This window comes from Kitasatospora sp. HPM-01-4 (assembly GCF_051374625.1).
In the GTDB taxonomy this organism is placed as follows: Bacteria; Actinomycetota; Actinomycetes; order Streptomycetales; family Streptomycetaceae; genus Kitasatospora.
This window is the reverse complement of the sequence record NZ_JBPQGP010000005.1, coordinates 1223037-1243822: the sequence shown is the minus strand read 5'-3', so window position 1 is coordinate 1243822 and position 20786 is coordinate 1223037. Positions and strand designations below refer to the sequence as shown.

The 20786-nt window shown below is 70.9% G+C and carries 19 protein-coding genes and 1 pseudogene; 8 read left to right on the top strand and 12 right to left on the bottom strand.

Annotation, left to right across the window (positions count from 1 at the left end; genetic code table 11):
* Positions 1 to 419 precede the first annotated feature (419 nt).
* The 3 genes from ACSMTC_RS05235 (at position 420) to ACSMTC_RS05225 (ending at position 3955) form a co-directional block, all read left to right on the top strand.
* The gene (locus ACSMTC_RS05235; RefSeq protein ID WP_436558457.1) at positions 420 to 1493 is read left to right on the top strand and encodes a S1 family peptidase; all 1074 of its coding nucleotides are present in this window, start codon (positions 420 to 422) and stop codon (positions 1491 to 1493) included.
* Positions 1494 to 1713: 220 nt separating this feature from the next.
* Complete coding sequence (locus tag ACSMTC_RS05230) at positions 1714 to 2796, top strand: right-handed parallel beta-helix repeat-containing protein (protein WP_436558456.1); 1083 nt, start codon at positions 1714 to 1716, stop codon at positions 2794 to 2796.
* Positions 2797 to 2956: 160 nt separating this feature from the next.
* Positions 2957 to 3955 carry a methyltransferase gene (locus ACSMTC_RS05225; RefSeq protein WP_436564601.1) on the top strand — a complete coding sequence of 333 codons (999 nt, stop codon included), beginning with the start codon at positions 2957 to 2959 and terminating at the stop codon, positions 3953 to 3955.
* A 158-nt stretch (positions 3956 to 4113) separates the two neighbouring features.
* On the opposite strand, the gene ACSMTC_RS05220 is transcribed toward ACSMTC_RS05225, so the two are convergent.
* The 10 genes from ACSMTC_RS05220 to ACSMTC_RS05175 all read right to left on the bottom strand — a co-directional run bounded on the left by ACSMTC_RS05220 (position 4114) and on the right by ACSMTC_RS05175 (position 13059).
* Entirely contained in the window at positions 4114 to 5481 is a 1368-nt protein-coding gene (locus tag ACSMTC_RS05220) for an acetyl-CoA carboxylase biotin carboxylase subunit (RefSeq protein WP_436558455.1), read from the bottom strand.
* 5 nt (positions 5482 to 5486) lie between these two features.
* Positions 5487 to 6029: an acetyl-CoA carboxylase biotin carboxyl carrier protein gene (locus tag ACSMTC_RS05215; protein ID WP_436558454.1), complete on the bottom strand. Its 543-nt coding sequence runs from the start codon at positions 6027 to 6029 to the stop codon at positions 5487 to 5489.
* Between the two features lie 8 nt (positions 6030 to 6037).
* A complete protein-coding gene (gene accD / locus ACSMTC_RS05210; protein ID WP_436558453.1) occupies positions 6038 to 7774 on the bottom strand; it encodes an acetyl-CoA carboxylase, carboxyltransferase subunit beta in 1737 nt (578 codons plus the stop codon).
* A 65-nt stretch (positions 7775 to 7839) separates the two neighbouring features.
* Positions 7840 to 8172, bottom strand: a complete 333-nt coding sequence (locus ACSMTC_RS05205; protein WP_436564600.1) for a TcmI family type II polyketide cyclase — start codon at positions 8170 to 8172, stop codon at positions 7840 to 7842.
* A 5-nt stretch (positions 8173 to 8177) separates the two neighbouring features.
* The gene (locus ACSMTC_RS05200; RefSeq protein WP_436558452.1) at positions 8178 to 8636 is read right to left on the bottom strand and encodes an SRPBCC family protein; all 459 of its coding nucleotides are present in this window, start codon (positions 8634 to 8636) and stop codon (positions 8178 to 8180) included.
* A gap of 4 nt (positions 8637 to 8640) precedes the next feature.
* Positions 8641 to 8895 carry an acyl carrier protein gene (locus tag ACSMTC_RS05195; protein WP_436558451.1) on the bottom strand — a complete coding sequence of 85 codons (255 nt, stop codon included), beginning with the start codon at positions 8893 to 8895 and terminating at the stop codon, positions 8641 to 8643.
* 58 nt (positions 8896 to 8953) lie between these two features.
* The gene (locus tag ACSMTC_RS05190) at positions 8954 to 10195 is read right to left on the bottom strand and encodes a beta-ketoacyl synthase N-terminal-like domain-containing protein (protein WP_436558450.1); all 1242 of its coding nucleotides are present in this window, start codon (positions 10193 to 10195) and stop codon (positions 8954 to 8956) included.
* 6 nt (positions 10196 to 10201) lie between these two features.
* Positions 10202 to 11458 carry a beta-ketoacyl-[acyl-carrier-protein] synthase family protein gene (locus ACSMTC_RS05185; protein ID WP_436558449.1) on the bottom strand — a complete coding sequence of 419 codons (1257 nt, stop codon included), beginning with the start codon at positions 11456 to 11458 and terminating at the stop codon, positions 10202 to 10204.
* A complete protein-coding gene (locus tag ACSMTC_RS05180) occupies positions 11455 to 11880 on the bottom strand; it encodes a cupin domain-containing protein (protein ID WP_436558448.1) in 426 nt (141 codons plus the stop codon). The genes ACSMTC_RS05185 and ACSMTC_RS05180 overlap by 4 nt, the downstream gene beginning before the upstream one ends.
* Positions 11881 to 11949: 69 nt before the next feature.
* On the bottom strand, positions 11950 to 13059 hold the full coding sequence (locus ACSMTC_RS05175) for a SchA/CurD-like domain-containing protein (RefSeq protein WP_436558447.1): 1110 nt from the start codon (positions 13057 to 13059) through the stop codon (positions 11950 to 11952).
* A 245-nt stretch (positions 13060 to 13304) separates the two neighbouring features.
* Here ACSMTC_RS05175 and ACSMTC_RS05170 point away from each other — a divergent pair, with 245 nt between their 5' ends.
* Entirely contained in the window at positions 13305 to 14930 is a 1626-nt protein-coding gene (locus ACSMTC_RS05170) for an FAD-dependent oxidoreductase (RefSeq protein ID WP_436558446.1), read from the top strand.
* Between the two features lie 75 nt (positions 14931 to 15005).
* Here the strand turns inward: ACSMTC_RS05170 and ACSMTC_RS05165 are convergent, their stop codons facing one another.
* The gene (locus ACSMTC_RS05165) at positions 15006 to 15194 is read right to left on the bottom strand and encodes a YegP family protein (RefSeq protein WP_436558445.1); all 189 of its coding nucleotides are present in this window, start codon (positions 15192 to 15194) and stop codon (positions 15006 to 15008) included.
* Between the two features lie 836 nt (positions 15195 to 16030).
* On the opposite strand from ACSMTC_RS05165, the gene ACSMTC_RS05160 reads away from it, so the two are divergent.
* From ACSMTC_RS05160 to ACSMTC_RS05150, 3 genes and pseudogenes are all read left to right on the top strand, one after another.
* A complete protein-coding gene (locus tag ACSMTC_RS05160) occupies positions 16031 to 16588 on the top strand; it encodes a DUF3291 domain-containing protein (protein ID WP_436558444.1) in 558 nt (185 codons plus the stop codon).
* A gap of 134 nt (positions 16589 to 16722) precedes the next feature.
* A complete protein-coding gene (locus ACSMTC_RS05155; protein WP_436558443.1) occupies positions 16723 to 16902 on the top strand; it encodes an SUKH-3 domain-containing protein in 180 nt (59 codons plus the stop codon).
* Between the two features lie 180 nt (positions 16903 to 17082).
* A pseudogene (locus ACSMTC_RS05150) lies at positions 17083 to 17682 on the top strand (LLM class flavin-dependent oxidoreductase); the annotation flags it as partial.
* A gap of 98 nt (positions 17683 to 17780) precedes the next feature.
* Here the strand turns inward: ACSMTC_RS05150 and ACSMTC_RS05145 are convergent.
* The gene (locus ACSMTC_RS05145) at positions 17781 to 18773 is read right to left on the bottom strand and encodes a hypothetical protein (RefSeq protein WP_436558442.1); all 993 of its coding nucleotides are present in this window, start codon (positions 18771 to 18773) and stop codon (positions 17781 to 17783) included.
* Between the two features lie 319 nt (positions 18774 to 19092).
* On the opposite strand from ACSMTC_RS05145, the gene ACSMTC_RS05140 reads away from it, so the two are divergent.
* Positions 19093 to 20739: a Shedu anti-phage system protein SduA domain-containing protein gene (locus ACSMTC_RS05140; RefSeq protein WP_436558441.1), complete on the top strand. Its 1647-nt coding sequence runs from the start codon at positions 19093 to 19095 to the stop codon at positions 20737 to 20739.
* Positions 20740 to 20786: the final 47 nt, after the last annotated feature.

Below are 20786 nucleotides of genomic sequence, written 5' to 3'. Positions count from 1 at the left end.
CGGCGCGCCACCCGGTGGTTCCCGGCCGGCCACAGGCCCGGTCGGCAACCCGTCGATTCCCCGGCGAGCCGGCGGGCACACACCCGAGCGGCACGCACCCCGCCCGCCTCCGACAGCCGCGCCGCCGCCGGGACCCGGCACACCCGGCACCGGCCGTGCCCGGGCGCGGGCCGGGCGCGGGTCCGGGGCGGTGCGTGCGGGTCAGGCGGACCGGGAGTCCCGGCCGTGACCCCTCGTCGGCTGCCGCGACCGGGCATCCGCCGACTGCCTCACCGGGTCGCCAACCTCGGTCCCTGCCCCGATATTCGGCAGCAGGAACCGCCCGGCACCCGCCACGGCCGCCCGGAGGCCCCGGCCGATCCGGGGCGCCCTCCGGGTGTCCGCCCACCCCCTTCTTCCCAGGCATCCAGGGAGCCCTGATGAGCAATCGCCGTACCAGCCGTCGCGCCGCCCTCCTCGCGGCGGCCGCCACGCTGCTCGCCGGTACAGCACTCGCGCTGCCCGCACCCGCGGCCGCCCTTCCCACCCTGACCCCCACCGGCGAGGCCGCCGCGGCGCTCGCCGCCGGCCTCCAGCAGCAGCTGGGCGACGACCGCACCGCCGGTTCGTACCTGGACGCCTCCGGCCGACCGGTCGTCACCATCACCGACGCGGCGGACTCCCGGCGGGTGCAGGAAGCCGGAGCCGTCCCCCGGCTGGTGGCCCGCAGTGCCGCGCAGCTGGCCGCCGCCACCGCCGAGCTCGACCGCAGCGCCGCCGTCCCCGGCACCGCCTGGGCCGTCGACCCGGTCACCGACCAGGTGGTGGTGTCGGCCGACTCCACCGTCCGGGGCGCCGCCCTCGACCGGCTCACCCGGACGGTGGAGCAGCTCGGCCCGGCCGTCCGGGTGGAGCGGGTACCCGGGGTGTTCAGCACCAGGGTGGACGGCGGCGACGCGATCTACGGCGGCGGGTACCGCTGCTCGCTCGGCTTCAACGTCCGCGGCCTCAGCGGCGACGGCTACTACTTCCTGACCGCCGGCCACTGCGGGAACGTCGCCTCGACCTGGTACGCCACCGAGGCCCAGGACGACCCGATCGGCGACACCGTCGGCTCCACCTTCCCCGACCACGACTACGCCCTGGTCAAGTACACGGACGGCAGTGTCCCGGCCTCCGCCGTCGACCTCTACGACGGCACCACCCGCACGGTCGCCAAGGCCGCCGACCCGTCGGTCGGACAGACCGTCAGCCGCAGCGGCAGCACCTCGCACGTGCACAGTGGTACGGTCACCGGCCTCAACGCCACCGTGCACTACCTGCAGGGCACCGTCCGCGGGCTGATCAAGACGACCGTCTGCGCCGAGGAGGGCGACAGCGGGGGCCCGCTCTTCGCCGGCCACAGCGCGCTCGGCCTCACCTCGGGCGGCAACGGGAACTGCAGCGTCGGCGGCACCACCTTCTACCAGCCCGTCACGGCCGCGCTGAACGCGTACGGCGTCGGAGTGTACTGACGCCGTGTCCCTTTTCCGGGGCGGGGCCGCACGGCCGGAGGAGCAGAAGTGGCAGGTGCCGAGGGGCGCCCATAGCTTCGATTAGGTGGCCCAGGGCGGTCGGGAACCCCAGCCCCGACCGGCCGCCGGCCGAGTCAAGCCTCAGTAGAGCCCGAGTAGAGCCCCATTAGAGCCCCAGTAGAGCCAATGCAGCCGAATCCCCGAAAGCAGGTCATCACCCATGCCCACGTGCCGGATCCCGCAGTTGGCGGGCGTCGCAGCCATCCTCGCCGTCGGTCTGGTCACGGGGCTTCCCGGGCCGGCCGGCGGTTCCGTGTCCCCGACCACCCGGCTCGTCCACGCGGGTGAGTCGATCCAGCGGGCGGTGGACGCCGCCAAGCCCGGTGACACCGTCCAGATCCTCCCGGGCACCTACCGCGAGAGCGTCCTGGTCACCACCTCGAACCTGACCCTCCGCGGCACCGGAGAGGCCACGGTGATCACCGCACCCGGGAAGTCCGCCGGTGGCGCCGGCAACACCTGCGCCAAGGCCGGCCACGGCCTGTGCGTCACCGGTACGGCCGAACACCCGGTCACCGGCGTACGGATCGAGGCGCTCACGGTCGCCGGATTCCCCAAGAACGGCATCAACGCCTACGGCACCGACAGGATGACCGTCCACGCCGTCCTGGTCAGGGACAACGGGGAGCAGGGCATCAGCCAGGAGCAGTCCACCCGGGCCGAGCTGCGCGCCAACGAGGCCCGCGGCAACGGCCAGGCCGGGATCTTCGTGGCGAACGTGGCGGACGGCAAGGTCCCGCCCGTCTTCACCAAGGGCACGGTGATCGGCGAGAACCGCCTCTCGGACAACCGGCTCGGCGTCGTGGTCCGCCGGGTACGGGAGCTCACCGTCCAGTCCAACGTGATCACGGGCAACTGCGGCGGGGTGTTCGTGGTCGGAGACGAGGGCGTACCTCGGGTCGGCGACCTGGCCGTCCGGCAGAACCTGGTCCGGGCCAACAACAAGTTCTGTCCGAAAACCCCCCGCCTGGACGTCGTCCAGGGCATCGGCATCCTGCTCACCGGCGCCGAGGACACCACGGTGACCGGCAATCGGGTGGAGGAGAACGCCGGCAAGTCGTCGATGTCCGGTGGCATCGTCCTCTTCCACAGCTTCGTCGGTGCGCCCAACACCCGGATCACGGTCGCCGACAACACGGTGCGCGGCAACGGCCCGGCCGACATCGCCATCCGCGACACCGGCACCGGCAACTCCTTCGCCCGCAACCAGTGCCAGGTCTCCGAACCTGCCGGCCAGTGCTGACCGTTCCACACAGAAAGGCGGCCTCATGCACACGGCACCGTCCACCCCCACCGTCAATCCGACCGCGGTCAAGGAGACCGCCGCCAAGCTGACCACTCCGATCAGCACCGGTATCGCCAACTCATCGTCGTCAAGCGGAAGTTCGTCGCCGTCTCCGGCCATGCGCCTGCGCGAGATCGTGTTCGGCGCCGCCTGCGCCGCGGCCGTCCGAGCGGCGGCCCGGCTCGAACTCGCGGACGCCGTCGGCGAGAACCCGGTCAGCGTCGAGGAAATCGCGGTCGTGGTCGGCGCCGAGCCGGCGCCGCTGCGCCGTCTGCTGCGGGCACTGTCCTGCTACGGGATCTTCGCCGAGACCGAGGACGGCCGGTACCTCCACACCGAGATGTCCCGCCTGCTCCGCGAGGACGAGCCGAACAGCCTGCGCTACATCGCCCTCTGGTGCACCGAGCCGTGGACCTGGGAGGCCTGGCCCCGTCTGGACGACGCGGTCCGCTCCGGCCGGAACGTCTTCCCCGACATCTTCGGCAAGGAGTTCTTCGACTACCTGCACGACGACGCCCTCGACTCCGCGACGGTGTTCAACCGGGCGATGACCCACTCCAGCCGCCAGTCCGCCGCCGAACTCGCCGACTACCTCGACCTCACCGGGGTCGGCACGGTCGCGGACATCGGCGGCGGCGAGGGCCACGTCCTGGCCAGCCTGCTGGAGAAGCACCCGCAGCTGCGGGGCACACTGCTCGACCTGCCCAAGGTGGTCGAGGACGCCGATCCCCGGCTGCGCGAGGGCGGCCCGCTCGCCTCCCGCATCCGGCTGCTGCCGGGGGACTGCCGCATCGCCATCCCGGTCGAAGCCGACCTCTACATCATCAAGAACATCCTGGAGTGGGACGACGACAGCACCCGCCGGACGCTGCGCAACGTCGTCGCCGCGGCACGGCCCGGAGCCCGCGTCGTGGTGGTGGAGAACCTGGTCGACGACACCCCGTCGATGCGCTTCACCACCGCCATGGACCTGATGCTGCTGCTCAACGTCGGCGGGGCCAAGCACTCCAAGCAGAGCATGGTCGACCTGATGACCGAGGCCGGCCTGTGCATCGGCCACATCGGCCCGGTCAACCCCTACCTGCACGCCTTCGAGAGCACGGTGCCGCTGAACTGACCCAGACACACGGTGGAGCCGGTACCCCGGGCCGACGGGGTGCCGGCTCCGCGGCGCCGGTCCGGCGAGTCCGCCCACCGTCCGCCGCCCGCGGGGGAGCGCGCGGACGGCCACCCACGGCGGCGGGTGGTCGTCCGCGATCCGGGTCCCCCGGGCGCTCAACCGGCGGCCGGCGCCGGCTCCTCGGTCATGCGAGCGACCAGGCCGGTGGTGTGCGTCCCGTCCCGGAACTCGGGGCGGGCCAGCGCCTCCCGCAGGAAGCCGCCGGTGGTCCGCACCCCGGGACCGTCGATCCGGAACTCGCCGAGCGCCCGGTCCATCCGGGCCAGCGCCTGCGCCCGGTCCGGTGCCCAGACGATCGTCTTCGCCAGCAGCGAGTCGTAGTCCGGACCGACCGGCCAGCCGGGGTAGGCGTGCGTGTCCACCCGGACGAACGGCCCGCCCGGCGGGACGAACTCGGTCAGCAGGCCGGGCGTCGGTGCGAAGCCCCGGCTCGGATCCTCCGCGTTGACCCGGCACTCGACGGCCACCCCGCGCGGCCGCACCTCCTCCTGGCGGAAGGAGAGCGGCAGCCCGGCGGCGATGGTGATCTGCTCCCTGACCAGGTCGATCCCGGTGACCATCTCGGTCACCGGGTGCTCCACCTGGAGCCGGCAGTTGATCTCCATCAGATAGAACCGGTGGTCCGGCGTCAGGACGAACTCGAAGGTCGCCGCCCCGACGTAGTTCACCGCCAGCGCACCGCGCACCGCGGCCGCGCAGATCCGCTCGCGCAGCTCCTGCGGCAGGTTGGGCGCCGGGGACTCCTCGATCAGCTTCTGGTGTCTGCGCTGCACCGAGCAGTCCCGTTCGCCGAGGTGCACGGCCGCACCGTGCCGGTCGCAGACCACCTGTACCTCGATGTGCCGGGCGTCCTCGATGTACCTCTCCAGGTAGACGCGTTCGTCGCCGAAGACCGCGCGGGCGTGCGCCCGGGTCGAGTGGTAGGCGAGCAGCAGGCCGTCCGCGCTGCGCACCACGGCCATTCCACGCCCGCCGCCGCCCGCCACCGCCTTGAGGATCACCGGGTAGCCGACCCGCTGCGCGGTCGCCCTGGCCTCCCCCGGCGTGGCCAGCGCGCCGGTGCTGCCCGGCAGTACCGGCAGCCCGGCCTCGGCCATCAGCGTCCGTGCCATCGCCTTGTCGCCGAGCTGCTCGATCACCCGGGGCGGCGGCCCGATGAAGGCGATCCCGTGCGCCTGGCAGATCTCCGCGAAGTCCGGGTCCTCGGAGAGGAAGCCGTAGCCGGGGTGGATCGCCTCGGCGCCGGTGGCGAGTGCCGCCTCGATGATCGACGGCACGTGCAGGTAGCTGCCCCTGGCCTGCGGCGGCCCGATCCGCACCGCCCGGTCGGCGAACCGGACCACCGCCGAGTCACGGTCGGCGGTGGAGTACACGGCCACGGTCCGCAGCCCGAGTTCCCGGCAGGTGCGGGCGATCCGCAGGGCGATCTCGCCCCGGTTGGCGACCAGGACGGTGCTGAACATCGCGCTCACCCCTCGGCCACCGGTTCCAGGGCGATGAGCCGCTGCTGGTACTCCACCGGGGTGGCGTTCGGCACCAGCAGCTCCACCACCCGGCCGGCCACCTCCGACTCGATGGGGCTCATCATCTTCATCACCTCCAGGATCCCGACGGTCTGCCCCGGCCGGACGAGGTCGCCGACCGAGACGAACGGTGGGGAGCCCGGTTCGGGCGCCTGGTAGAAGGTGCCGACCATCGGGGCGCAGACGTACCGCAGCCCGCTCTCCGGCTCCGGCCCGTCGGCGGCGCCGGCCGTCGCCGACTGCTCGGCGGGCGCCGCGATCAGCGGCGCGGGCCCTTCGGCGATGGGCCACTCGATCTCGACGGTGGTCCGTCCGTGCTGCAGCCGGATCCGGCTCGGCGGCAGCGGCGAGGAGCCGGTCAGCTCCCTGACGGCCCGGCAGACCGCCTCCAGATCGGCCTGGGTGGCCTCCGCCATGCCGGGGAAGGTGTGCGGGTTGATCAGCGTGACCGACTTCTGGCCGTTCTCCTGATGGGTCTTCTTGTCCACACCGAGTGTCACTGTGCACCTCTCTCGACCGTTCCGACCACCGGGTCGACCACCGGCCCGGCAGCGGTCCCTCCGTCCGCCCCGGCCGCCTCGACACCGAAGCGGCGGAAACGGCGCTTGCGGTCCGCGAGCAGCCGCGCGGGCTCCCACGGGATCAGTTCGCCGAGAGTCGCGGCCAGCGCCTCGCCGAGCATGGCGGCGGCACCCGCGTGGTCCCGGTGCGCACCGTCCTGCGGTTCGGGGACGACGCCGTCCACGACACCGAGCCGGACCAGCTCACCGGCGTGCAGGCGCAGCGCGTTGGCCGCGGCGGGCGCGGCCTCGGGGTCCTTCCAGAGGATGGCCGCGCAGCCCTCCGGACTGATCACGGAGTAGACCCCGTTGGCGCTCACCAGTACCCGGTCGGCGACGCCCAGGGCGAGTGCCCCGCCGCTGCCGCCCTCGCCGATCAGCACGGAGACGATCGGTACCGGCAGCCGGGACATCAGGCGCAGGTTCTCGGCGATGGCGACGGCCTGGCCGCCGCGCTCGGCGTCGGGACCGGGATTGGCACCGGGGGTGTCGATCAGGGTGACCAGCGGCAGCCCGAGCTTGGCGGCCATCCGCATCAGCCGGGCCGCCTTGCGGTAGCCGGCGGGGGAGGGCATGCCGAAGCGCCGGCGCCGGCGCTCGGCCAGGTCGGGGCCGCCCTTGTGATGGCCGATCAGCATCACCGGCAGACCGCCGAGCCGGCCGGGGCCGCCGACGATGGCGGGACAGTCCTCGCTGAGCCGGTCGCCGTGGAGTTCGAGGAAGTCGTCGAGCAGCCGGCCGATGTAGTCGAGGCTGCTGGGCCGGTCGGGGTGCCGGGCCAGCCGGACGGCGGCCCAGGAGTCGCGCTCGGCCGGTTCGGCGGCGTCGAGCCGTACGCCGTCGGGCGCGGGGGCGGCCTCGGGCGGCGTGGTGGGGGAGCGCAGGGCGAGCAGCTTGCCGAGCGTGGCGCGCAGCGCCGGCCTGGCCACGACGTCGTCCACCATGCCGTGCGCCAGCAGGAACTCGGCGGTCTGGAAGCCCTCGGGCAGCCGCTCGCCGGTGGTCTGTTCGATCACCCGGGGCCCGGCGAAGCCCATCCGGGCGCCGGGCTCCGCGATGATCACATCGGCCAGGGTGGCGAAGGAGGCCGCCACCCCGCCGTAGGTCGGGTCGGTGATCAGCGAGACGACCAGGATCCCGGCCTCGTCCAGTTCGGCCAGGGCCTGGGCGGTCTTGGCCATCTGCATCAGGGAGAGCACCCCCTCCTGCATCCGGGCTCCGCCGGAGGCGCAGACCAGCAGGAGGGGGGTGCGCAGCCGCAGGCTGGTCTCGGCGGCCTCGGTGACCAGGGCGCCGACCCCGCACCCGAGGCTGCCGCCGAGGAACCGGAAGTCCATGGCGGCGACGACCACCGGCTGTCCCTCGATCCGTCCGCTCGCGCAGAGCACGGCCTCGTCGAGGCCGGTGTCGGCGCGGGCGTCGGCCAGCCGCTCGTGGTACGGGCGGCTGTCGACGAAGCGGAGCGGGTCGTGCACCGCCCTGACCTGGCGCAGCGGCTCGGCCGATCCGGGATCGAGCAACTGGTCCAGGCGCTGCTGGGCGGTGAGCCGGCCGTGCCAGCCGCAGTCCGGGCAGACCCTCAGCGCCCGCCGGAAGCGGCGGCCGTAGATCAGCCCGGCGCAGCGTCCGCAGCGGACCCACTCGGGGTCCGTCCGGTCGTCGGTGTCCACCATGGCGGGTCCTCCTCCGGCTCGGCGGGAAGCGGCTCGGCGGGATTGCGGCTCGGCGGGATCGCGGCTCAGCGGGAAGCGGCGCGCTCCCAGCGGTAGAACTCGCGGGCCATCGCGTCCTTGGGCTCCCGCCAGGTGGCGGGGTCGTACGCCTGGACGTAGGCGGTGAGCTTCTCGCTCACCTCGCGGAACTCCGGGTGGTCCTTGTACCTGGCCACCGAGGGGCCGGGCGGTCGGTCGGCCTCGACCAGGTGCAGGTAGAGGTCGCCGAACTGGAACAGGCTGCGGCCGGTGACCCCGACCAGGTGCGGCAGTTCGCCCCGGTCGGACTCGGCGAAGATCTCGGCGATGCCCGGGCCGGAGTCCGGCTTCATCCGGGCGACGATCAGCGTGCGGTGCACGGTGCTCACCCCTTCCTCCCGGCACGCTTCTCGACCTTGTCCCGGATGAGTTCCATCTGGATCCGGGAGTTGCGGTTGATGTGGTTGGTCATCCCCTCGTCGTCGACGGGGGCGGTGGGCTTCATGGCGAAGTCCTGGACCCAGCGCATGCTGGTCCCGCCCGGCACCTCGCTGTACTCCCAGCGGATGTCCATGTACTCGAACGGGCCCGGCTCGACCCGGCGGGCCTTGACGGCGAGCGACTTGCGGTCGGTGGTCCGCTCGGACACCCAGCTCCAGATCTGGCCGTTCTCGTCGGGGTGCATGGTGAGGCGGAAGGTGGTCCTGGAGCCGTCGCGGTCCAGTACCTCGACCGAGGCGTACTCGCTGAACAGCTGCGGCCAGTTCTCCAGGTCGTTGGTCATCTCCCAGACCAGGTCGACGGGGGCGTTGATGACGATGGTGTTGTCGGTGTGACCGGGCATCTCATTAACCTGCTTTCGAGAAGGAGGTGTTGACGGCGACGAGGAACTCGGACGGAGTCTTGGCCATTTCGGCGCCATCCACGATCTGCACTCCGTGCCGGTTCTCCAACTCGCCCACCACACCGAGCAGTCCGAGTGAGTCCACGCCGAACTCCTCGAACGTCGTCTCGGGACGCTGCAGGTCGTGCGGGTCGATGAAGATACCGGCCTTGCCCTTGATCAGGGCGGAGAGCTCGGTGTGGGTCAGAGTGGTGGGCATGTGCCGCTCCTTGTGAGGTGTGTTCAGTTGATTCACCGGACGCGTCGCCGCGGCCGGCTCACGCGTCCTGGCCCCGGCGCAGGACCAGGGCCGCGTTGGAGCCCATCAGCCCCCGGCTGAGCACCAGCGCGGTGCGCAGCTCGCAGGAGCGGGCGAAGCGGGTCACCAGGTCGATCTCGTGGCAGATCTTGGTGATCCCGGGAGTGGGCGGGATGACGCCCTGCTCCATGGCGAGGACGGCGGCGGCCACGTCCAGCATCGGGGCGCCGCAGTAGGCCCGGCCGAAGCCGGCCTTGGGGGCGGTGACCGGGACGTGGTCCGCGTGGTCGCCCAGCGCGTCCCGCAGGGCCAGCACCTCGGCCAGGTCGGCCTCCGGGGTGCCGAGCGCGTCGGCGAAGACCACGTCGATCTCGTCGGGTGCGCAGTGCGCCTCCTTCAGGGCGCCCCGGATGGCGCGGGCGAGGCCCTCCCTGGACTCGGTCCAGCGGGACGCCCCGGTGAAGGTGGCGCCGTGCCCGGAGATCCGGGCCCGGATCCGGGCCCCGCGCGCCACGGCCGCCGCCTGGGACTCGGCCACGAACATCGCCCCGCCCTCGGCGGGCGCGAACCCGGCCGCCTGCGCGGTGAAAGGCAGATAGGCCGAGTCCGGGTCGGCGGACCGGCTCAGCTCCGGGTAGCCGAGCTGGCAGACCATCGAGTACGGCGCCAGCGGGGCCTCCGCCGCGCCCACCACCACCGCCTCGGTGCCCCGCCGGATGGCGCGGGCCGCGTGCGCCAGCGCGTCCAGTCCGCCCGCCTCGTCGGAGGCCACGACCCCGCAGGGGCCCTTGAAGCCGCCCCGGATCGACACCTGCCCGGTGCTGGCGGCGTAGAACCAGGCGATCGACTGGTACGGCCCGACGTACTCGGGCCCGTGGCCCCACAGCTGCTGCAGCTCCCGCTGGCCGAACTCGCCGCCGCCGGAGCCCGCGGCGGTCACCACGCCCACGGAGAACGGCGATCCGGCCGCCGGGTCCAGTGCGGCGTCGGCCAGCGCCAGGTCGGCCGCCGCCATCGCGAAGTGCGTGAACCGGTCCGTCTGGACCAGATAGCGCTCCTCCACCGAGCCCGCCGGCTCGAATCCCCGGACCTCGCCCGCGACCCGCAGCGGCTGGTTGCCGCAGCCCTCCCGGGAGATCGGCCCCAGCACCGAGGCGCCCTCCCGGACGGCCTTCCAGAAGTCGTCGGTACCGACCCCGTTCGGGGCGATGACCCCGATGCCGGTCAGCACCGCGCGGCGCTGCGCCTGCTCGTCCGTCACATTCCCTCACCCTTTCCGACTGAGCACCACGGCTGACTGGAAGCCGCCAAAACCGCTGCCGACCGAGAGCACATGACGGAGCGGTATCTCCCGGGCGGTGCGCGGCACGTAGTCCAGGTCGCACTCCGGGTCAGGGGTGGAGTAGTTCGCGGTCGGCGGCACCACACCGTGCGCCAGCGCCAGGGTGCAGGCCACCAGCTCGATCGCGCCGATCGCACCCAGCGAGTGGCCGACCATCGACTTGATCGAACTCATCGGCAGCCGGTAGGCGTGGGCGCCCAGCGAGCGCTTGACCGCGGCGGTCTCGTGCCGGTCGTTCTGCTTGGTGCCCGAGCCGTGCGCGTTCACATAGTCGATCTCCGAGCCGTCGAGCCGGGCCTGCTCCAGCGCCCGGTTGATCGACTCGGACATCTCCAGGCCTTCCTTGGTCAGCCCGGTCATGTGGTACGCGTTGCCGAAGGTGGCGAATCCGCCGATCTCGCAGTACACCGTGGCGCCCCGGCGGCGGGCGTGCTCCAGCTCCTCCAGCACCAGCACGGCACCGCCCTCGCCGAGGACGAAACCGTCCCGGCTGGCGTCGAACGGCCGGGAGGCGTGCTCCGGGTCGTCGTTGCGCGCGCTGGTCGCCTTGATCGCGTCGAAGCAGGCCACCGTGATCTGCGAGATCGGCGAGTCCGAGGCGCCGGCGATGACCACGTCGGCCCGGCCCTCCTGGACCGCGTGGAAGGCGTAGCCGACCGCGTCCAGGCCCGAGGTGCAGCCGGTCGAGACGGTCTGCACCGGACCGTGCGCACCCGCCTGCTCGGCCACCGCGGAGGCCAGCGTGCTCGGCGAGAACGCCCGGTGCAGCTGCGCCTCGGCCCTTCGGTGGTCCACGTCCCAGCGCGCGCCGCCGGCGCTGACCAGCGCGTAGTCGTGCTCCAGGCGGGTGGTGCCACCGACCGCGGTACCGAGCGAGACCCCGACCCGCCACGGGTCCTCGGCCGCCAGGTCGAGCCCGGCGTCGCGGACCGCCTCGGTGGCCGCGACCAGCGCGAACTGCACATACCGGTCCGAGCGGGCCACCAGTTCGGCGTCCAGGCCGTGCGCCGCGGGATCGAAGTCGCACTCGGCGGCGATCCGGGAGCGGAACCCGGTCGGATCGAACAGCGTGATGCCCCGGGTTGCGGTCCGGCCCGAGGTCAGCAGCGACCAGAACGCGGGCACGCCCACGCCCCCGGGCGCCACCACGCCGATTCCGGTGACCGCCACCCGCCTGGTCACGACGCGACCTTCGCGGGTTCCGTCGGCCCCGGCTGCAAGGTCTCCTCGGTGTCGACATGCCCGAGCTCGGGACGCGGCGCCAGCGGGCCCAGATGGAAGACCATCCTCGCCTCGGTGTCGCCCACGTTGCGGAACCGGTGCCGCATGTTGACCGGGATCATCAGCCCCTGCTCGGGCTTCAGCGGCACGCTCACCCCGTCCAGGTCGACCTCCAGATCGCCGCAGACCACGAGGACGAACTCCTCGGAGTACGGGTGGTAGTGCTCGCCGATCCGCTCCCCGGGCTGGACGATCGCAACGCCCATGAACCCGCTGGTGGCGCCGCACGTGGTCGGGGTGAGCATGGCGCGCAGGTCGCCGCCGCGCCGACGGTTCGGCGGTACCTCGTCTACGTGCACGATGCGTGGAAGTTCCATGGTCATGGCTGCTGCCTCCAGGTGGTTTCTGCCGGGTTGGTCGGGCGGGGATCGGGCTGACGGGGCGTCATCGGGTCAGTCCGCACTGCGGTCGGTGACCAGGGAGAGCTCCCAGGCGGCGAGCAGCAGCCGGGCGGTGTCGTCGCCGGGGCCGCCGGCGTCCGAACCGAGTTCCGTCAACCGGCCGAGCATCGCATCGCACTGCCGCCCCCGCACGCCGAGCGCCACCTGTGGAGCGGACTTCGCCGGGACCGTCAGGTCCACCTGCCGGACCAGCACGTCCTCGCGCAGGAAGATCGTGCTGCGCACCAGCACCCCGGCCGGATCGGCGGTGGCCTCCTGGTCCTGACGGTGCAGCAGCCCGGCCAGCTCCTCGCCGCAGCCGGGGCGGACGGGGTAGCGCAGCGCGTGCCGGTACACCCGCGCGGGCTCCGCACGACCGGACGCCGCGTGGTGCACCGCCGGCAGCGCGGCCCGCATGAAGAAGTCCCGTGCGGAGAGCGGATCGGCCAGGTCGCGGGCCTCCTCCAGATACGGGTTGATCGCCTCCTCGACCGCGCGCACCTGCGGCTGCTGCGCCACGTGCCGCAGCGCCGAGACCAGGTCGCCCACCACCTCCACCGCCCGTACCACCCGGTTGCCCTGCATGTAGAGCGAGGTCCTGGCCAGCCGGGTGGTCCCGTCCACCCGGGCCTCGGGCGAGGTGTAGCCCGAGAGGATCTCCGCCACCTTCGACTCGCTGCCCGGCCGCACCGTGAAGGTCAGCGCGTGCCGGACGATCCCGTCCGGGCTGCCCGCGCGCGGGGTCCGGGGCGCGGATCCGCTGTCGAACGTCCCGGCCTCGGAGGTCTCCCGCATGATGCTGAACCGCAGTGACCTGGTGTCCCGGACACAGCCGTGCAACGGCCGCACCATCTCGCGGTGCGCCTCGCTGTCCACCCAGGTCAGGAACGGCTGGGCGCTCTCCCACTCGCTGGTGATCAGCCACTGCGCGGGGTTCTCGATCGACTGGCAGAGCTGGTCGCTGACATGGCCGGGGACCGATGCCACCTGGTGCCGCAACTGCTCGTAGGCGTCCAGGAACCGCTCCTGCGCCCCGTCCTGGACGTCCAGCAGCAGCACCACGCGAAGCCGCGAGTCCTGCGGTGTGGAGCGCTGCACCTGAGGTTCGGACAGCGTGATCATTTTCGACTCTCCTTGGGCAGTATTGGGAACGGCGCGCCCGAAGAGGCGCGCCACCGGGCCCTGCGAACGCGTGATGTGACTCTCCGTGATCGCATGAGCGCGGTCGGGCCTCAGCCTGAATCCGATCGTCGGGTGCCTGATCGAACTGCGCGAGATCTGCGGGCCATCCGGGCGAAACCCGCTGCGGCGGCCCGGCCGAAGGGGATGGATCACGGGTCCCGCACCGCGTACCCCTGGAGCAACCGATGAACCTGAAGACCGACGAGCACGTCCCGGTCCTGATCGTGGGCGGCTCGCTGGTGGGCCTGTCAGCCTCCCTCTTCCTCGGCCGCCTCGGCGTCCGGCACCTGCTGGTCGAGAAACACCCCGGCACCTCCCACCACCCGCGGGGGCGCGGGAACAACCTGCGCACCATGGAGCTCTACCGGGTCGCCGGGATCGAGGAGGACATCCGCGGCGCCGCCCGCGTCCTCGCCGCCAACCACGGCATCCTGCAGGCCCACACCCTCACCTCGGCCGACCAGGAGTGGCTGTTCCGGGAGATCGACCCGGGCGGGGCGCTGGCCAGGTTCAGCCCGACCAACTGGTGCCTGTGCAGCCAGAACGACCTCGAACCCGTGCTGCTGCGCCGGGCCGGGGAACTCGGCGGCGACCTGCGCTTCGGCACCGAACTGCGCTCCTTCGAGCAGGACGCCGACGGGATCACCGCCCTGCTGCGCGACCGGGAGACCGGCGCCGAGCGGACCGTCCGCGCGGACTACCTGGTCGCCGCCGACGGCCCGCGCAGCCCGGCCCGTGAGTGCCTGGGCGTCGGCCAGACCGGAAAGGGCGACCTCTTCCACAACGTCAGCATCACCTTCCGCGCCAAGCGGCTGGCCGACGTGGTGGGCGACCGCCTCTTCATCGCCTGCTACCTCACCAACCCCGACGGCCCTGGCGCACTGCTGCCCGTGGACAACGTCGAGAACTGGGTCTTCCACGCCCCCTGGAAGCCCGAACAGGGCGAGACCCTGGAGGACTTCACCGACCAGCGCTGCGTAGACCACATCCGCACCGCCACCGGCGTGCCCGACCTGGAGGTCGAGATCACCGGAAAGGCCCCCTGGCACGCCGCCGAACGGGTCGCCGAACGCTACTGCTCCGGACGCGTCTTCCTGGCCGGCGACTCCGCCCACGAGATGTCCCCCACCGGCGCCTTCGGCTCCAACACCGGGATCCAGGACGCCCACAACCTCGCCTGGAAGCTCGCCGCCGTCCTCGAGGGCTGGGCCGGACCCGGCCTGCTGGAGACCTACCAGCAGGAACGCCAACCGGTCGCCCGGGCCACCAGCGAACGCGCCTCCGCCCGCTCCGCCGAACACCGCCACCCCGGCTACGACGCCGTCCCCGGCACCGGACGGCAGAGCAACGTCCTGGCCGTGGCCCTCGGCTACCGCTACAACACCGGCGCCGTCCTCGACACCGACCCCACCGCGCCGACCGTCCCCGAACGGTTCCAGCCGGACGGCGCCCCCGGCGGCCGGGCACCCCACCTGTGGCTGCGCCGAGCCGGCGTCAGACTCTCCACCGTGGACCTGTTCGAGAAGCACCTGGTGCTGCTCACCGGCCCCGGCGGGTCCGCCTGGCACCGGGCCGCCGAACGAGTGGCCCGGAAGCTGGACATCCCGCTGGACCGCTACCGGATCGGCACCACCGCCGAGGACGACCTGACACCCGAGCCCAACACCGACTGGGCCGCCGCCTACGGCATCGGCCCGGACGGCGCCGCACTGGTCCGGCCCGACGGCTTCGTGGCCTGGCGCGCCACGGAGGCCACCGCCGATCCCGAGGCCGTCCTCGGCTCCGTCCTCGGCCGACTGCTGCGGCTCTGACCCGGTCGAAGGGCACGGCACGAGGGCCGGTTCCACCTCCTGACCGTGGAACCGGCCCTCACGTCCTGGGCCGGGCTAGGCCGAAGCCGACGACTCCTGAACCTGGGCGTACGGTGCGAGCTTGCGGATCGACTCGATGCTCTTCATCAGCGACTCCTTGCTGTCGTGCGGGTCGCTGGTGATCAGCACCGAACCATTGCTCGCCTTCAGCCGGAACCGGTGCACGCCCGGCTTTTCGGTGTAGACCTCGAACTTGCCTGCCATGGCTGTTGGAACCTCTCGCTCGGGTGGCCCCCCTCCTGACGCACCGTAGGCCCACCACGGGCATCCCGCGCTCCGGAACGGCCGTATGGGTAGGGGCATGATGTGTCCCCCTGACACACGGTCGACGCCGACATGAACGGGCCGATGCCCCGCCGGGCGGCCTCGCGGGCCGGTTCCGGGTACGACCAGCGTGAGAGCGGTACTTCACTCTCGGCAGGCAGTCGGCAGGCCAACGCCTTGACCTCGGCGGCCTGCAGCAGTGTGAACGAGCCGGGACGGCCGCAGCGTTGACGGTCTTTGAGCCCGGGCAGGCCCGCTGGGCGAACCGGCCACGCCAGCGGCGTACCGTGTCCAACTGCAGCCCCGTCTCCCGGGTGATGCATGCGTTGGAGCGTCCACGCGCGGCGTGCGGCACCACCTGTGCACGCACCCGCAGCTGGTGCTCGGTCTTGTGGCCGCAGGCCGTCTTCTTCAACCGCACGCGTTCGGCGGCACTCGGGGCTATCGGACAGGGGGCGCGGACGGGCATGGCGGGCGAACCGATCGGCCGAAGTGGATCACTGGTACCCCGCAGCCTGCCCCGCGCGTTACCGCCCCAGCCCCCGCAATGACCGGTGCGAGAGGCCACTTGGACGGGGAAAACGCAACTTCGACATCGCCCGCAGAGGCAGCTACCTTCAACCTGGTCTTCGGCGATCGCCCACGGCCGCACAGGAGTTCCTTCAGGCTGAGCCACCCGCGACGGGATGAGTCGGTCACGCCCCACGAATCCTCGCCCCCGTGCGTAAGCCACCGAACCGGGTCCACACCAGGCACCCCCAACCAGGGAGAGACGCATGCACCATCTCGCGCTGTACACATTCGGCGTCCTGAAGTCACCTCTCACCGATCCCACACCTCTCACGCGCGAACTCCACGACAGCGGCGAGGCCATCTACCGGAAGATCAGCCAGCACCCCGGGTACCTCGCTCGTGCTGAAGCGGCGGACGGCGACCGGGGCACACACTTCGACTTGGACTGGGGTGCATGGGGCGAGTTCACCGTACCGACCTGGTACGGCAAGGGCCATACGGTGGAAACCACCGCCCTGGACGCGACCCTCTCACTCTGGACCGACCTGCGCCCCGCCTTCGACGCCGTCTACACCGGTCTGCACCGTGAGGCACTCAACAGGCGTTACGACTGGTTCGAGAGGACAGGACACCCGAGTTACGTGTGCTGGTGGGTCTCCGACGGTGTGATACCCACCTGGCAGGACGGGGTCTCCAGGCTGGAACACCTCCACGACCACGGCTCCGCGCCGGACGCCTTCACCTTCCACCACCCGTTCGCCCCGGAGGGAACTCCGACCAGGATCAAAGGCATCGGGCCGAAGAGGGACCAGGTTCGCTGACAAGGAAGCCTGGACGACCGGGTTCGCTGTCAAACGCCTCGATTGAATGAACCTCCCTGTCGTTCGTGCACTCATATGCTGCCGAAGCTCGGTATTCACGCCCACCATTGACGCAACAGAAGGGAACGCTTTCGATGGCTCCGCTGCCCAACCCCCGCGATGTCGAGCACTGGCTCGCTGCGAACGGTTGGTCTCCTGGTTGTGACATCGGCGCGCGGGTGGACGAACTGGTGGCCGTCCGCGTACAGGACTCCGCACAACAGGGCGCACCGCTGGCGCCGCTGGACACGGCGACGAGGTTCCTCCACTCCTGAGTCACACCAGTCTGAGCGGAGACGGGGAGCCCGACCTCCACCCCGCTGTGTGGGCGTTCCTTCGATCGCTGCCGCCGTCTGACCGTGAGCCGTTCATCGGCTACTGCGCCGAGTCACTGTTGGTCTCCGACCAGATGTGACTCCTTGACACTGAGCGGGGTGGACGGACCTCGATCGCGCATGCCGCATTGCATTTCGAGGGGAGTGCCATCGTTTCGCGGTTGGTGCGAGAGACCGGCGATCCAGATCACGGGCGCAAGACATCGCCTTGCCGCTATCTCCAGTGCACTCCGCACATCTTTGGAGGCCGCCGGCTGGCATCGGCTACAGCGCCCATTCCGGCCGGGCGCGTGGAATCGGCACCCGGGGTGTGTGCAGACGCCGCGGGTGCCGTTCTATGTGGCGGCGACCGGGCCGAAGGGGTTGCGGCTGGCGGCGGAGTACGGGCAGGGCTGGGTGACGTACGGTGACCCGCGCGGGCCGGCGGACGTGCCGGTAGAGCAGGCGCTCGGGGTTATCGCCCAGCAGATCGCGAAGCTGACGGCGGCCTGTGAGGCGCGCGGGCGGGACGTAGCGGAGCTGGAGAAGCTGCTGCTGCTGCAGGGCTCGACGGCGGAGAAGCCGCTGCAGTCGCTGGACGCCTTCGTCGACTGGGCGGGCCGGTACCAGGAGCTGGGCATCACCGAGCTGGTGATCCACTGGCCGGTCCCGGACTCGATCTTCGAGAACGACCTCGACGTGTTCGAGCGGATCGCCACCGAGGGCCTGGCTCAACTTGGCAAAGCCAGATCCTGCTCACCGTGGTTCGCGCCGCCGACCCACGCAGAGCAATCTGTCCGCCAGTGGCTGGTCGGCCGCTGGCGGACAGGCGTCGAGGCTCAGCTGTCGCGTCCCCGGGTGACCACGAGATCTGTCTCGTCGAGCGTCGCACCGACTGGCGACTCGGCCCACTTGGCGAGGAGGCCCGGATGCTGCTCGACCTTGTCCAACAGGCCGACGAGCTGGGCCACATCCGGTGACGTGGGCAGTTCGCAGCGGATCAACGGTTCGCCGGTCGCGCTGCTGCACTCCTCGTCGTCGGGGTCATCGGGTTCCCAGCGGCAGATCTCGATCTCCCAGGAGCCAGCGTCCTCGTTGCCAGGCTCCGGTGCGAGGACCGAAAGGTAGTAGCCGTTCGAATCGTACGGCTCCGTGAAGATGCTGAGGGGAGCGTAATCCAGCGTGGCCTGCTCGCTGGAGCACTGGGAGTAGGCCGTCACCAACACGCGCAGGTCCGCGACAGCCTGCTCGCGCTCCTTCGTCGAGATGTCCTTCTCGAGGTTGTCCAACTGCTCCCGGACCTCACGGCTCAGCACGTGCATCCCGCCGTCGTACGCCACGAACGGGTGGCCGAACTCCCACTCCCGCCGCCCCTCCGTGTCAGGCATGGGGATCCCCTCCGAGTACTCCGCCCAGGCATCGCGCAGCTCGCGTGCCTCCGTTGCCAGTTCCGCCTCGATCGCGGTCAAGACCGGCGGCGGCACCGCTTCCAGGGCGTTGTCCAGGTCGGTCAGAGCCTGGTGGAGTTCCCGGCAGGTGTACTCGTACCACAGGCTGTGCGCACCGTTCAGGAGACCGTCGCGCGAGTCCCGGTTAGTGAGCGCTGCGAGGTGCGTCCGCGGGTAGCGGTTCACGCCGCCATCGCGGCCATCCCAAACACTCAGCGGAACGGTGGTCAGGGCTGAGACCCGGTTGAGCGCATCGATGATCGGTGCCGCCAGGGAAGGGCTGTTCAGACTCGTCACAGTGGATGAGGCGACCCCGGCGGACCCCTGGTAGGTCGCCAAGATCTGCGTCTTCCCGCGGTTCGCGTGCTGGGAGTAGATGGTCACAGGGCACCTTTCGACCACCGCGCTGATGGCAGCCCGCTGGTCACGTGAGTGATGGGGGAAGAAGGCGGTAGCGAGGGTGCTTTCCGACGCTCCGTGCCTCAAAGACATCAGCGGTGGTCCAGGCGCTGTCCCGAACTCCTTGCCGCCTTCACTGTAGCGCACGCGTCTCACGTGACTGACAGTTCTCACAATTCGGTTGATCCGTAAGCTTGGTGGGCTCAGATCTACGGCGAGGTCCTGCAACCCGGTTGCTGCGCCTAGCCCTTATGTCAGAGCTGTCGAGCAGTATGGCGGTGGACAGCGGAGGACTGGAGGGCTCGTGAAGTATTGGATCATGATCGCCGAAGGCAAGGCGGCTTCGTCGGACGCGGCACGAAGCCTGGAGGGCTGGGATTCGTCCGTGTCCACCACCACCAGTTCCGACGTCCAGGTAGGAGACGCCGTCCTGCTGTGGCGAGGTGGCCGCGGTGGCGGCATCGTGGCGGTAGGCAAGATCACCGGCATAGGCACACTGCCTCCCAGTCTCCTTCTGGACTTCGCGCCGTCCCGGGAAGGCAGAGATGGCCGTGCTGCGACCCGAGTGCGGGTTGCGATGGACTTCACGCAGCTCAGGCTTGCCAGGCCGATCTCAACCGATGCTCTGCGAGCTGCCGGCCTCACGCTGGTGGCGCAGCAGGCTCGTTCGGCCGGCGGTGATCACAAGCTCGTGCAACTCCAGCTGACAGAAGATCAGTGGGGCGGGCTGGTCGAACTTGCAGACGACGTTGAGTCTCCGTCCGACTGGCCAGCTACGTGGAACATCCCGGCTGGTCATGTGGTCAAGCGGGCCGAGGTGCACCAAGTGTACGGGGGTAATCCAAGGCTATCCGCTGGCTCGAGCGCGAAGACTCCGAACGCGTTCCTCTTCATCGATTCGAGCCGCACGGGCGACCTCGCCGTTCGTTGGGACGGGCCTGTCCTGTTGGCGCCCGGGCAGGCGCAGAGCTGGGACTCCGTCTCATTGGAGAATGTGTCAGTTCTTGCACATCTGCGACGCGGCACACCAGTACGGTTGTTCCTCACGCGGGGTGCCGATTGCCTCTACGTTGGAGAGGCTGCCATCGACCTCGCTCGCCCGGTTGAGCGGTGGGTGGAGCTAGGCGAGCGAGCGTATCCCTATTACGGCCGCGTGCTCCGTCGGGAGGTACGAGCGCCGATCTTCCGGCTCCACCTCCTGAACGGAGCACAGGCGGCCATAGACAGCGCCGACGCCTTCCAGCGCGCTACGCGGATGAGCCTCAGCCTGTACCCCACGAGTGACCAGCCGCTCACCGCTACGATCCGCGCGCTGCTGACCGTACTGGAGAACGATCCCGCAATCGCTGCCTCCCTGAGCGAGCTCAGCGAGGCTCAGGTCCTCGCCACCCTGGCGCAACACGCGCGGCGACAGGCGGACTTGACCGAACTCCGCGCTGCAGCCGAGGATCCTGCGAGCAGCGAAGCTGACCTTCAGAAACTTCTCCAGCGCATGACGTGGATCTTCGGAGACAGGTTCCTTCCCGGTACGGGGCGCCGCACCCTCACTCTTCGGGATCAGCTCGACCTGACACTGCTCCGCCCCGACGGGACTCTGCACGGCGTCGAGCTCAAGAAGGCCAACATCAAGCGGCTGGTGACTGGTTATCGCAACCACTGGATCCTGGGCCCGAAGGTCCACGAGGCCATAGGGCAAGCGGTGAACTACCTGGTGGAACTGGACGAGAAGCGCGCTCAGCTGTTGGTCGACCTTGGCATCGACTCTCGCCGCGCATCGATGACCGTTGTCATCGGGCACAGTGCGTTGGTCACCACCGGCGCAAGCGCCGCAGAGGTCGACGAGGCCTTCCGAACGTGGAACGCCCAAATGACGCGCGTGAACGTGATCACCTATGACCGCCTCATCGAGAATGCGCAGCGGACGCTCGACCTGCCAACCCTGGGAGGCTAGGAGGCAACGGGCACGGGGTTGGGGACATCTTTCACCGCCACGGGAGA

Excerpts from the sequence above, each read along its gene's own strand:
- ACSMTC_RS05235 (WP_436558457.1), top strand. The coding sequence starts at position 420 with ATGAGCAATCGCCGTACCAGCCGTCGCGCCGCCCTCCTCGCGGCGGCC.
- ACSMTC_RS05230 (WP_436558456.1), top strand. The coding sequence starts at position 1,714 with ATGCCCACGTGCCGGATCCCGCAGTTGGCGGGCGTCGCAGCCATCCTC.
- ACSMTC_RS05225 (WP_436564601.1), top strand. The coding sequence starts at position 2,957 with ATGCGCCTGCGCGAGATCGTGTTCGGCGCCGCCTGCGCCGCGGCCGTC.
- ACSMTC_RS05220 (WP_436558455.1), bottom strand. The coding sequence starts at position 5,481 with ATGTTCAGCACCGTCCTGGTCGCCAACCGGGGCGAGATCGCCCTGCGG.
- accD (WP_436558453.1), bottom strand. The coding sequence starts at position 7,774 with ATGGTGGACACCGACGACCGGACGGACCCCGAGTGGGTCCGCTGCGGA.
- ACSMTC_RS05200 (WP_436558452.1), bottom strand. The coding sequence starts at position 8,636 with ATGCCCGGTCACACCGACAACACCATCGTCATCAACGCCCCCGTCGAC.
- ACSMTC_RS05195 (WP_436558451.1), bottom strand. The coding sequence starts at position 8,895 with ATGCCCACCACTCTGACCCACACCGAGCTCTCCGCCCTGATCAAGGGC.
- ACSMTC_RS05180 (WP_436558448.1), bottom strand. The coding sequence starts at position 11,880 with ATGACCATGGAACTTCCACGCATCGTGCACGTAGACGAGGTACCGCCG.
- ACSMTC_RS05175 (WP_436558447.1), bottom strand. The coding sequence starts at position 13,059 with ATGATCACGCTGTCCGAACCTCAGGTGCAGCGCTCCACACCGCAGGAC.
- ACSMTC_RS05170 (WP_436558446.1), top strand. The coding sequence starts at position 13,305 with ATGAACCTGAAGACCGACGAGCACGTCCCGGTCCTGATCGTGGGCGGC.
- ACSMTC_RS05165 (WP_436558445.1), bottom strand. The coding sequence starts at position 15,194 with ATGGCAGGCAAGTTCGAGGTCTACACCGAAAAGCCGGGCGTGCACCGG.
- ACSMTC_RS05160 (WP_436558444.1), top strand. The coding sequence starts at position 16,031 with ATGCACCATCTCGCGCTGTACACATTCGGCGTCCTGAAGTCACCTCTC.
- ACSMTC_RS05155 (WP_436558443.1), top strand. The coding sequence starts at position 16,723 with ATGGCTCCGCTGCCCAACCCCCGCGATGTCGAGCACTGGCTCGCTGCG.